This is a genomic window from Pseudomonas sp. 37 R 15, assembly GCF_900004865.1.
In the GTDB taxonomy this organism is placed as follows: domain Bacteria; phylum Pseudomonadota; class Gammaproteobacteria; order Pseudomonadales; family Pseudomonadaceae; genus Aquipseudomonas; species Aquipseudomonas fluorescens_AM.
Map to the genome: position 1 here is coordinate 299914 of NZ_CVTV01000060.1, position 13512 is coordinate 313425.

1 protein-coding gene (only partly in view) is annotated in these 13512 nt (G+C 64.9%); it reads left to right on the forward strand.

Going from position 1 to position 13512, the window contains the following annotated elements; all coding sequences use genetic code 11:
- A protein-coding gene (locus BFQ04_RS25680) for a non-ribosomal peptide synthetase (protein ID WP_065953194.1) crosses the window boundary here: on the forward strand, positions 1-13187 show its 3' portion. 1285 nt of this gene lie to the left of the window's left edge; 13187 of the gene's 14472 nt are visible here — the last part of the coding sequence; the start codon falls outside the window, past its left edge; its stop codon occupies positions 13185-13187.
- Positions 13188-13512: the final 325 nt, after the last annotated feature.

The following is a 13512-nucleotide window of genomic DNA, read 5'->3' on the forward strand; positions in this document are numbered from 1 at the left end:
CCCCTTTGGCGTTGGCGCAGCGCTGCAGTGGAGTGACTGCGCCCACGCCACTGTTCAGTGCGTTGCTCAATTACCGGCACAGTGGTTCCGGCAATCAGGCCGAGGCGGTGGCGGCATGGAACGGCATCGAAATGTTGAGCTCGCAGGAGCGTACCAACTACCCGCTGACGCTGAGCGTGGATGACCTGGGCGATAGCTTCATCTTGCGTTTGCTCGCCTGCACCCAGGTCGACCCGCACCGCGTCTGCGCCTACCTGCAAACCGCACTGGAAAACCTGGTGAGCGCCCTGGAGCAGGCCCCGCACACCGCGCTCAACCAACTGCCGGTGGTGCCGCTGGCCGAGCAACGCCTGTTGCTCGAGCAGTTCAACGCAACCCAGGCGGTGTTCCCCCAGGGCAGCACCTTGCACGCGCGCATCGAGGCCCAGGCCGCGCTGACCCCGGATGCGATTGCGGCGGTGTGCCTGGACCGTACGTTGAGCTACGCCGAACTCAATCAGCAAGCCAACCTGCTGGCCCATCATTTGCTGGCGCTGGGGGTCAAGCCCGATGACCGCGTGGCCATCGTCGCGCGCCGTGGCCTGGACACCCTGGCCGGGTTGCTGGCGATCCTCAAGGCCGGCGCCTGTTATGTGCCGGTAGACCCGTCCCACCCGCCCGAGCGCCTGAGCTATCTGCTCAGCGACAGCGCCCCGGTGGCCGTGCTGACCCAGCACGCGTTGCTCGAGCGCCTGCCGGAGCTGGACGTGCCGGTGATCAACCTGGACCGCTACACCTGGCACCACCACTCGGCGAGCAATCCCGACGTGGCCATGACCCCGTCGAACCTGGCCTATGTGATTTACACCTCCGGCTCCACCGGCCTGCCCAAAGGGGTGATGGTGGAGCATCACACCGTGGCCAATCTGGTGGATTGGCATTGCAGCACCTTCGACCTGCGCGCCGGGCGGCACACCGCCAGCGTGGCCGGCTTCGGCTTTGATGCGATGGCCTGGGAAGTGTGGCCGGCGCTGTGCGCGGGCGCCACCCTGCACCTGCCGCCGGCCCGCGACGGTGCCGAGGATGTCGACGCGCTGCTCGCCTGGTGGTGCGCGCAACCGCTGGACGTGTGCTTCCTGCCGACACCGGTGGCCGAGTACGCCTTCAGCCAGAACATCGAACACCCGACCCTGCGCACACTGCTGATCGGCGGTGATCGCCTGCGCCGGTTCGGGCGTGCACAGCGCTTCGAGCTGATCAACAACTATGGGCCCACCGAAGCCACGGTGGTCGCCACCGCCGGCAAGATCGAGCCGGGCCAGCCGTTGCATATCGGCAAGCCTATCGCCAATGCCAGGGTCTACCTGCTGGACGAACACCTGCGCCCGGTGCCTTTGGGCGTGGCGGGCGAACTGTATGTGGGTGGCAAGGGCGTGGCGCGCGGCTACCTCAACCGCCCGGAGCTGACCGCCGAGCGTTTCCTGCGCGACCCGTTCAGCAGCGGGCGCATGTACCGTACCGGCGACCTGGCGCGCTGGTTGCCCGACGGCAACCTCGAATACCTGGGACGCAACGATGACCAAGTGAAGATCCGTGGCATGCGCATCGAACTGGGCGAAATCGAGACCCGGCTCAACCAACTGCCGGGCATCCTGGAGGCAGTGGTGCTGGTGCGTGAAGAGCGGCTGGTGGCGTATTTCACCGAAAATCCGCAACTCGATGCGCTGGCCGTCGCTGATATACGTGCGCATTTGGTGGCCCATCTGCCGGACTACATGGTGCCGGCCGCTTTCATGAAACTCGACACGCTGCCCTTGACCGCCAACGGCAAGCTCGACCGCCAGGCGCTGCCGGCGCCGGATATGGCTGCGGTATTCAGCCGTGAATACGAGGCACCGCTGGGTGAGATCGAAAGCGTGCTCGCGCAGATCTGGGCTGATGTGTTGCAAGTGGAGCGGGTTGGGCGGCGCGATCACTTCTTCGAGCTGGGCGGGCATTCGCTGCTGGCCATGCGCATGGTGTCCCAGGTGCGCCAGCGCCTGGGGGTGGAGCTGGTGCTGGGCGACTTGTTCGCCAACGCCGAACTGGCGGCCGTCGCTCACGTGCTGGCCCAGGCAGGTCGCAGCACCTTGCCGGATATTCTGCCGGCCAATCGTGGCGAGGATGTGCCGCTGTCGTTCGCCCAGCAGCGCCTGTGGTTTCTGGCCAACATGGACGGGGGCAACAGTGCCTACAACATCCCCATAGGCCTGGCCCTGCGTGGGCAATTGCACGTGCAGGCGCTGCAAGAGGCGTTGGCCTGCATCGTCAGGCGCCATCACACCCTGCGCAGCCGTTTTGTCCAGGTGGGCGATGACACCCAGGTGCTGACCGTGCCCGCCGACGATGCCATGCCGCTGCAGTCGCTGGACCTGCGCGGTCATCCCGAGCCGCAACAGGCCCTTGAAGCGCTGATACGCCACGAGGCCTCGGACACGTTTGACCTGGAGCGCGGCCCGCTGCTGCGTGGGCACCTGGTGATGATGGCCGACGATCATCATGTGCTGCTGCTGACGTTGCACCACATTGTCTCCGACGGCTGGTCCATGGGCGTGCTGACCCGCGAACTGATGGCGCTGTACCAGGCGTTCATCCACGGCCAGCCCGACCCGCTGCCGCCGTTGACCATCCAGTACGGTGATTTCGCCATTTGGCAACGTTTGTGGCTCAGCGGTGAAGTGCTGCACCGCCAGAGCGATTACTGGCAGGACGTGCTGGCGGATGCGCCGGCCTTGCTCACGCTGCCCACTGATCGTCCACGTCCGGCGCAGCAAGACTATGCCGGCAGCAGCGTCGAGGTGCATGTGGACGAGCGCCTGACAGCCGCGCTGAAAGCGTTGAGTCAACGCCATGGCGTCACGCTTTACATGACCCTGTTGAGCGCCTGGGCAGCGCTGCTGGCACGGTTGTCCGGCCAGCATGACCTGGTGATTGGCTCGCCGGTGGCAAACCGGACGCGCAGTGAAGTGGAAGGGCTGATCGGCCTGTTCGTCAATACCCTGGCCCTGCGCATCGATACCTCGGGTGAACCGAGCACCGAAGTGCTGCTGGCGCGGGTCAAGGCGGTGTCGCTGGCGGCCCAGTCGCATCAGGATCTGCCGTTCGAACAGGTGGTGGAGATTACCCAGCCGGTGCGCAGCCTGGCCCACACGCCGCTGTTTCAGACACTGCTGGCCTGGCAGGACGCCAGCGCGCCCACCCTGACGTTGGGCGATCTGGTGATTGAAGGCGTTGCTCAAGAGAGCCTGTTTGCCAAGTTTGAGCTGACCCTGGACCTGGGTGAAGACCAAGGCAGGATCCGTGGTGCGCTGCAATACGCTGTCGCGCTGTTCGATGAGGCGACGGTGCAGCGCTACGTCGGCTATTTCACCCGCCTGTTGCAGGCCATGGTCGCCGATGACCGTGCGGTGCTGGCCCATGTGCCGCTGATGGAGGAACTTGAGCGCCAGCGGGTGCTGGTGGACTTCAATGCGACATCGATGCCCAACAACGTCGAGCAGACCGTGCACGGGCTCGTCGCCGCTCAGGCCGAGCGCACGCCCAATGCCATTGCGGCCAAGGCCGGCGAGCGCCACCTGACCTATGCCGAACTCGACAGGCACGCCAGCCATCTGGCAAATCACCTGCGCGGCCTGGGCATCAAGCCCGACGACCGCGTGGCCATCGTCGCCCGTCGCGGCCTCGACACCCTGGTCGGGTTGCTGGGGATCCTCAAGTCCGGCGCGTGCTATGTACCGGTCGATCCAGCGCATCCCGCCGAGCGCCTGGCCTATCTGCTCTGCGATTGTGCCCCCGTGGCAGTGCTGAGCCAGCGCGCGCTGCTGCCAAGGCTGGCTGCCCTCGACGTGCCGGTAATCGAGCTGGATGGCGATGGCTGGCGTACCCCCACGCCACACCATCCCGATGTCGCTGCCGGCCCGTCCAATCTGGCCTATGTGATTTACACCTCCGGCTCCACCGGCTTGCCCAAAGGTGTGATGGTGGAGCACCACAGTGTGGTGAACCTGGTGGACTGGCACTGTCGTGCTTTTGATCTGCATGCCGGCGACCATACGGCCAGTGTCGCCGGCTTCGGGTTCGATGCGATGGCCTGGGAGGTCTGGCCGGCGCTGTGTGTCGGCGCGACCCTGCACGTGCCGCCGGCCCATGACGGCGTCGAGGATGTCGACGCGCTGCTCGCCTGGTGGTGCGCGCAACCGCTGGACGTGTGCTTCCTGCCGACGCCGGTCGCCGAGTACGCCTTCAGCCAGCAGATCGAGCATCCGACGCTGCGCACCTTGCTGATCGGTGGCGACCGCTTGCGCCAGTTCACGCGCCCGCTGCGTTACGCATTGGTCAATAACTACGGGCCCACCGAAGCCACAGTGGTCGCCACCTCAGGCCAGATCGAGGTCGGCCAGCCGCTGCATATCGGCAAGCCTGTCGCCAATGCCACGGTATACCTGCTCGACGAACAGCAGCGTCCGGTGCCGCTGGGGGTGGCCGCAGAAGTGTATGTCGGCGGCCAAGGCGTGGCGCGCGGTTACCTGAACCGCTCGGAACTGACCGCCGAACGCTTCCTGCATGACCCGTTCAATGAGGGGCGCATGTACCGCACCGGTGACTTGGCGCGTTGGTTGCCCGACGGCACCCTGGAGTACCTGGGCCGCAACGACGATCAGGTGAAAATCCGTGGTGTGCGCATCGAACTGGGCGAAATCGAAACCCAACTCAACCAGTTGCCGGGTATCCAGGATGTCGTGGTGCTGGTCTGTGACGAGCGGCTGGTGGCGTATTTCACCGCGCATCCGTCGGTGGGTGCCTTGGCTGGCGCTGATATCCGTGCGCACCTGGTCGCGCGTCTGCCGGGCTACATGGTCCCGGCCGCGTACATGCGGCTCGATGCGCTCCCGCTGACGGCCAACGGCAAGCTCGATCGCAAGGCCCTGCCAAAGCCGGACCTGTCGGCCCTGTTTATCCGTGAGTACATTGCGCCCGAGGGCGAGCTTGAAAGCGTGCTCGCGCAGATTTGGGCCGATGTGTTGCAGGTGGCGCAAGTAGGCCGGCGCGACAACTTTTTCGAACTCGGCGGTCACTCGCTGCTGGCCATGCGCATGGTGTCCCAGGTGCGTCAGCGCCTGGGCATAGAGCTGCTGCTGAGCGATTTTTTCGCCAATGCCGAACTCAGCGCCGTCGCCGCCGTACTGGCCCAGTCCGGTCGCAGCACTTTGCCGGATATCCTGCCGGCCAATCGCGAAGAACACGCTCCGTTGTCGTTCGCCCAGCAACGCCTGTGGTTCCTGGCGCTGATGGAAGGCGCCAATACCGCCTATAACATTCCCATCGGCTTGCGACTGCGCGGGCAATTGCATGTGCAGGCGCTGCAACGCGCCTTGGCACGTATTGTTGCGCGACATGAAACCCTGCGCAGCCGCTTTGCCCAGCACGGCGACGACGCCCGGGTGCTGATTGCACCGCCTGAAGAGGTGTTGGCGCTGCAATTGCAGGACCTGCGTCGTCATTCCCATCCTCAACAGGCACTGGATGCGTTGATCCATGGCGAAGCCTCGGCACCGTTCGACCTGGTACAGGGGCCGCTGATGCGTGGACGCCTGGTGACGCTGGCCGACGATCACCATGTGCTGCTGCTGACCCTGCACCACATCGTCTCTGATGGCTGGTCCATGGGCGTGCTCACCCGGGAACTGATGGCGCTGTACCAGGCCTTCAGCCATGGCCTGCCCGACCCGTTGCCGCCACTGCCGATCCAGTACGTCGATTTTGCCGTGTGGCAACGGCGCTGGCTGAGTGGCGAAGTCCTCAACCACCAGAGCGCTTACTGGCAGCAAGCCCTGGCCGGCGCGCCGCCGTTGCTGTCCCTGCCTACCGATCGGCCCCGCCCGGCGCAGCAGAGCTATGCCGGCGATACGGTCCAGGTGCGCCTGGATGAGCGTCTGACCGCCGGGCTCAAGGCGTTGAGCCAGCGGCACGGGGTGACGCTGTACATGACCGTGATGAGCGCCTGGGCGTCACTGCTTGCACGGTTGTCCGGTCAGCACGACCTGGTGATCGGCTCGCCGGTAGCCAACCGGGCCCGCAGTGAAGTGGAAGGACTGATTGGCTTGTTCGTCAACACGCTTGCCGTGCGCATCGACACCTGCGGCGAGCTGAGCACCGAGGCGCTGTTGGCGCGGGTCAAGGCGGTGACGCTGGCGGCTCAGTCTCACCAGGACCTGCCGTTCGAAAAAGTCGTGGAGATCCTCCGACCACTGCGCAGCCTGGCACATAGCCCGATCTTCCAGGTGCTGCTGACCTGGCAGGACAGCAGTGCACCGGCGCTGGCCCTCGGCGACCTGACGCTGGAGGCGATCGTCGAGAACAGCCACTTTGCCAAGTTCGATCTGGCGCTGAGCCTGGGCGAAGTCGACGGCTGCATTCTAGGCACATTGGAATACGCGGTGGCCTTGTTCGATGAGGCGACGGTGCAGCGTTACGTCGGCTACCTGATTCGTCTGTTGCAGGCGATGGTCGAAGACGACCAGGCGGTGCTGGAGCATACGCCGTTGCTGGGCGCGCGCGAGCGTCAGCAGGTGCTGTTTGATTTCAACGCTACGGCAGTCGACTACAACCTCGACCAGACCCTGCATGGCCTGTTCGAAGCGCAGGTTGAACGCACGCCGGATGCGATTGCGCTGAGGGCGGGCACGCAGCAATTGACCTATGCCGAACTCAATAGCCGCGCCAACCAATTGGCCCATCATCTGCTGGCGCTCGGTGTGCAGCCGGATGCCCGCGTAGCCATCTGCGCAGAGCGTGGCCTGGACATGGTTATCGCCCTGTATGCGGTGCTCAAGGCCGGCGCGGCCTATGTGCCGCTGGATCCGGCGTATCCCCAGGAGCGGATCGCCTACATGCTGCAAGACAGTGCACCGCAGGTGGTGCTCGCCCAGGTCGCTACGCGTGGTTTGCTGGGCGAGGTGGCGGTGCTTGAATTGGACCAGCCGTGCTGGCAGCACCAGCCGGACGATAACCCTGCGGTACGCGGTGCAAGCGCTTATGTGATCTACACCTCAGGTTCTACCGGGCAGCCCAAGGGGGTGATCAACGATCACGGTGGGGTGGTCAACCGCCTGCTGTGGATGCAGGACGAATACGGACTGACCTGCGACGACGCAGTCCTGCAGAAAACCCCGTTCAGCTTCGACGTATCGGTGTGGGAATTCTTCTGGCCGTTGTCCATCGGTGCTCGGCTGGTGATGGCGCGTCCGGGCGGTCACAAGGACCCCGCTTACCTGTGCGAGGTCATCGAAGGTGAAGCGATCACGACGTTGCACTTTGTGCCGTCAATGCTCGATGTCTTCCTTGCCTATGGCGATGTCGGCCAGGTAGCGGGCCTGCAACGCGTGATGTGCAGTGGTGAAGCGCTGCCAGGCAGCCTGGTGCGGCGCTTCAAGCAGCAACTGCCGGGCGTCAACCTGTATAACCTGTACGGTCCGACTGAAGCGGCGGTGGACGTGACGGCGTGGTCCTGCCTGCCTTGCGACGTGCCGGAAAACACGCCCATCGGCAAACCGATCGCCAATACCCGCATGTACGTGCTGGACACGCAGATGCAGCCGGTGCCCCTGGGGGTGGTGGGCGAGCTGTTCATTGGCGGCGTGCAAGTGGCGCGGGGCTATTTGAATCGTCCTGAACTGACGGCCGAGCGCTTCCTTGATGACCCGTTTACCGAGGGACGCTTGTACCGTACCGGTGACCTCGGCCGTTATCTGCCCGACGGCACACTCCAATACCTGGGGCGCAATGACGACCAGGTGAAAATCCATGGCTTGCGGATAGAACTGGGGGAAATCCAGGCGCGACTGACCGAGCATCCCGCGGTGAACGAAGCGGTGGTGGTGGCCCGTGAGCAACGCCTGATCGCTTACTACACCGCCGACGCGTGCGACATCCTTGAGCTGCGCAGTCATTTGGCGCAACAGCTTCCGGCGTTCATGGTGCCCGCTGTGTTTGTGCGCCTGGACGCGTTGCCGCTGAGCCCCAACGGCAAGCTCGATCGCAAGGCACTGCCGGCGCCGGACGTGGAGTCGGTGAGCGTGCGCGACTACGAAGCGCCCCAGGGCGATACCGAAATCGCCCTGGCCAGCGTGTGGGCCGAGTTGCTGGGGGTGGAGCGTATAGGGCGGCAGGATAACTTCTTCGAGCTGGGCGGGCATTCATTGATGGCCGTGAGCCTGATGGGGCGCCTGCGCCAGCTCGGATTGTCGGCGGACATGAACGTGCTGTTCAGCCAGCCGACGTTGACGGCCCTGGCGGCGACCCTGGGTGGCAGCCGGGAAGTGGCCGTACCCGCCAATGGCATCGCCGCCGATTGCGACGCCATCACACCGTCCATGCTGACGCTGGCGCGCCTGGATCAGCCGGCCATCGACCTTGTTGTCGCCGCCATCCCCGGCGGGGCCGCCAATGTGCAGGATATCTACCCGCTGGCCCCGTTGCAGCAGGGAATTCTCTACCACCACCGCGCGGTGCAGGAGGACGACGTGTATGTGCTGCAGGCGCAATTTGCCTTCGACAGCACGGCACGCTTGCACGCATTTGCCGAGGCATTGCAGGCGGTGATCCGGCGTCATGACATCCTGCGTTCCTCGTTCCATTGGGACGGCTTGCAAGAGCCGATGCAAGTTGTGTGGCGTGAGGCGTCCCTGCACGTTGAGAAAGGGCCGTTGCCGCAGCGCCTGGACCTGGCTCAGGCACCGGTGATGCGCCTGGTCTACACCGAGGAACCGCAGCGCGTGGTGGCCACCTTGCTGTTTCACCACTTGGTGATGGACCACGTGACCCTGGGCATCCTCAAGCATGACATGCAGGCCTTCCTGGGGGGCAAAGGCGATACGCTGAGCGCACCGGTGCCTTATCGCAATTACGTTGCCCAGACCCGCCTGGGCATCACCGACGAAGAGCATGAGGCGTTCTTTCGCGACATGCTCGCCCACGTCGATGAGCCGACCTGCCTGTGCGAGCTGGGCCCGGTTGAACAGGTGCAAAGCCTGCTCGATCGTGCGCTGAGCCAGCGCCTGCGCGCCCAGGCGCGTCGGGCCGGCGTGAGCGCTGCCAGCGTCATGCACCTGGCCTGGGCCCTGGTCATGGGCAAGGTGGCCGTGCGCGAGTCGGTCGTGTTCGGCACCGTGATGCTGGGCCGCCTGCAGGGCGGCGAAGGGGCCGAACGGGCGATGGGCGTCTTTATCAATACCTTGCCGCTGCGCGTCGACCTGGGTGACCACTCGGTGCGGGGGGCGCTGCGCGACACCCATGCGCGCCTGGCGCAGTTGCTCAAGCACGAACACGCGCCCCTGGCGCTGGCGCAGCGTTGCAGCAGCGTGCCTGCAGGCACGTCGTTGTTCAACGTGCTGTTCAACTATCGTCACAGTGCCGAGGCACCCGGCACGCCAAATGACGATGCAGCAAAGGCATGGCAGGGCATCTATTTGCTCGAGGGCGAGGAGCGCTCCAGCTACGGCCTGTCGATGAGTGTGGACGACCTGGGCGAGAGTTTCAGTCTGAGCGCAGCGGGTCAGGGTGCGCGGCGTCTTTGCGGTTACCTGGCCACGGCGCTTGAGCAGATGGTGACGGCGTTGGAGGGCACAGTCGACAGCGCCATCAGCGCTGTGTCGATCCTGCCGGCCGACGAACGCCGACAATTGCTTGAGGACTTCAACGCCACCGCCCGCCAATTCCCCCGTGCACACACGGTGCAACGCTTGTTCGAGGCCCAGGCCGGGGCCCGTCCCGGTGCGCTGGCGTTGGTGCATGGCGAGCAGCGCGTGAGCTACGTTGACCTCAACCTTCGCGCCAACCGCTTGGCCCATCACCTGCTCGGCCTTGGCGTGCACACCGGGGACAGCGTAGCGATCCTGCTGCCACGCGGCGTGGACTTGATAGTCGGCCAACTGGCCGTGTTGAAATGCGCCGCCGCCTACGTGCCGCTGGATATCAATGCACCCGCCGAGCGCCAGGGTTTCATGCTGCAGGACAGCGGCGCGGTGCGGCTGCTGACCCGTAGTGATATAGCCGTTGACTACCCGGCTCAACGCCTGGACCTCGATACGCTGACCCTGGATGCGCAACCTGACCACAACCCCGACCTGTCGCAATCGTCGGACAGCGTGGCCTACGTCATGTACACCTCCGGGTCCACCGGCACGCCGAAGGGCGTAGTGGTGCCTCATCGTGGCATCACCCGGCTGGTCCTCAACAACGGCTATGCGGATTTCAACGCGGGTGATCGTGTGGCATTCGCCTCCAACCCGGCCTTTGACGCCAGCACGATGGATGTGTGGGGGCCACTGCTCAACGGCGGGCAGGTGCAGGTCATCGATCATTCCATATTGCTCGATCCGGTGGCGTTTGGCGCTGCGTTGGAGGGGGCGACGATACTGTTCGTCACCACGGCGCTGTTCAATCAGTACGTGCAACTGATACCCGATGCGCTGGCGGGGTTGCGCATCCTCCTGTGCGGCGGCGAGCGCGCTGATCCGGCAGCGTTCCGCAGCTTGTTGGCGCGCGCACCGGCATTGCGTCTTGTGCATTGCTACGGGCCGACGGAAACCACCACTTACGCGACCACCCATGAGGTGCGCGCACTCGCCGACAACACGGACAGCGTGCCGATCGGTCGACCGATTTCCAATACTCAGGTCTATGTCCTGGATGCGCAGTTGCAGCCGGTGCCGTTGGGCGTGACCGGTGAAATCTGTATCGGTGGCGACGGCGTGGCCCTGGGGTATTTGAATCGTGCGCAATTGAGCGCCGAACAGTTTGTGCACGACCCCTTCAAGCCCGAGGCCCTGATGTACCGCACCGGCGACCTGGGTCGCTGGAACGCGGACGGCTTGCTGGAGTGCGTGGGGCGCAACGACGACCAAGTGAAAATTCGCGGTTTTCGTATCGAACTGGGCGAGATTGAAGCACGCCTGGCGACCCACGCCGCCATTCAGGAGGCGGTGGTGCTGGCCCGTGAAGACGCACCGGGCGACAAACGCCTGGCGGCCTATTTCACCTGGGCGGCAGAGCCTGTTGGCATCGATAGCCTGCGTGCCCATCTGCAGGAACAACTCCCGGACTACATGGTGCCGTCAGCCTACATGCCACTGGAGCGGTTACCCCTGACGGCCAATGGCAAGATCGACCGCAAGGCCTTGCCGGTCCCCGCGCTGCAAGCGCCGGCTGACCGCGTGTTCGAACCGCCTCGCGATGCTTTGGAGCACAGGCTGGGTCAGCTATGGGCCGACGTACTCAAGCTTGAGCAGGTCGGCCGCGATGACAGTTTCTTCGAACTGGGCGGTCATTCCTTGCTTGCCATTCGCCTGGTCGGCCTGATGGAGGAGGCGGGTCTGCAGGTGAGCCTGGCCGAGCTCTTTGAGCACGTCAGCGTGGCGAACGTGGCCTCGATGTTGCGCGAGCGTGACGAGCAGGCAACGCGCTGCACCACGGTGGTAACCGTGCGCAGCAGCGGTGCCCAGCCGGCCTTGTTCCTGGTGCACGAGTTCAGCGGCATGGACGTGTATTTCCCGGCGCTGGGTCAGCACCTGCCGGGTGACTACCCGATTTATGGTCTGCCGGGCCTGGCGCTGGGCGAGGCTCACCTGAACACCATGGAGGGCTTGGCGGCGCGCATGGTCGGCCTGATTCGCGAGATCCAGCCGCACGGACCCTACCGTGTGGCGGGATGGTCGTTCGGCGGGGTGCTTGCCTATGAAGTGGCCATGCAACTGTTGGGGCTGGACGAAAGCGTCGCGTTCCTTGGTCTGATCGACACCTTCGTGCCGCGCATGACCGATCAGGGCAAGGCACGCTGGGAAGGGCCGCAGGCGCTCAAGCGGCATCTGCTGCTGCAGTGCACGGCTCATTGGACCGTACAAGGAGGCACGCATGAAGTGGCGAGATTGGCGCAACTGGAAGCAGACACTCAACAGTTGGACCTTGCGGGCCTGCTGCAATGTTGTCGCGATGAAGGTTTGTTATACCCGCAAATGGCGGCGGCCGCGGACGCCGACTTGATCAGTTTCATCGAGCGCGAAGTCGGGCATGGGCATGCGCTGGCGCATTACAGCCTGTTCCCGCTGCCGATTCCGGTGCATCTGTTCAGCGCCCGGGAACGGCCGACCGAACTGTCGCGGCGCAGTGAGTCGTTGGGCTGGGAGGACGCGCTGGCATCCGGGCAACTGCGCCAGATTGAAGTGCCCGGCAATCACCAGAGCATGATGCAGGCTCCGCATATCCGCAGCCTGGGCGCGGCGATGGCCCAAGCGTTGGCTGAGTCTTTACCGGTGATGGAGGCGGCGCATCAGCCCTTGCTGCGTATCCAGGGCGGCAAGGCCGGGCATGCGCCGCTGTTCTGTGTACCCGGTGCGGGCGACAGCGTGACCGGCTTCGTCGGCTTGAGCGAGGCGCTGGGGCGGGACTGGCCGTTGTACGGCCTGCAACCGCGTGGGCTGGACGGTGAAGCGGTGCCTCACAGCCAGGTGGAAGCGGCGGCGCAGTGTTATCTGGCGGCGCTGATTCAGGAGTGCCCGGCGGGGCCGGTGCACCTGGTCGGGCATTCGTTTGGCGGCTGGGTCGCGCTGGAAATGGCGCTGCGCCTGCAGGCGATGGGCCGCGAGGTGGCGTCGTTGACGGTGATCGACAGTGAGTCGCCGGGGGGCAATGGCGTGGTGGGGCGGCCGTATACGTCGACGGCGGCGTTGTTGCGGTTGATCGAGGCGATGCAGTTGGCGGCGGGGAGGTCCCTGGGGATCGATCCGCTGGATTTTGCCGCGAGTGATGAGGTGGCGCAGCGCCAGGCGTTGCATGCGGGGATGGTTGGGGTTGGTTTGTTGCCGGCGCGGTCTGCCGGGGATGCGATGGTTGGCCCTGCGCGGACTTATGCGGCGGCGTTGCGTACGGTGTATCGGCCGCAGGCTCGGTATGACGGGGTGGTGCGCTTGGTGCTGGCGCAGGATCCGGCGCTGGATGCGGCGGGCAATCAGCGTGAGCAGGGGTTGATGATCGAGGGGTGGCGGGGGCAGGGGCGTGCGTTGCAGGTTTGGTATGGCGGGGGGAATCACTTCACTTTGCTCAAGGCGCCGAATGTGTTGGCGTTGGCCAGGTGGTGGGTTGAGGGGGTTGTGGTTGGGGAGGTGGTGTCTTGATGGCCACCCAATGTGGGAAGGGGTTTGTTCCCGATGGCGGCCTGTCAGCCAACGGTTATCCATCTGATACACCTCGGTCCAAATGTGGGAGGGGGCTTGCCCCCGATGGCGGCCTCTGGGCCGACCAGTATCTTGGATCAGACCGGGTACATATCCGTTATCTAGGTCACGGCCACTTAGGGTTCCGCCCTTACGGCGGGTCACTTTGGAAAAGCCCCAAAGTAACCAAAGGGCTCTTGCCCCACCACTCGGCACCTCGCCTAGGCTCGGTGTGCCCTCACTCCGGCTTGAATCCGTGGGCCGCCGCAATGGGCCATCCATGGCC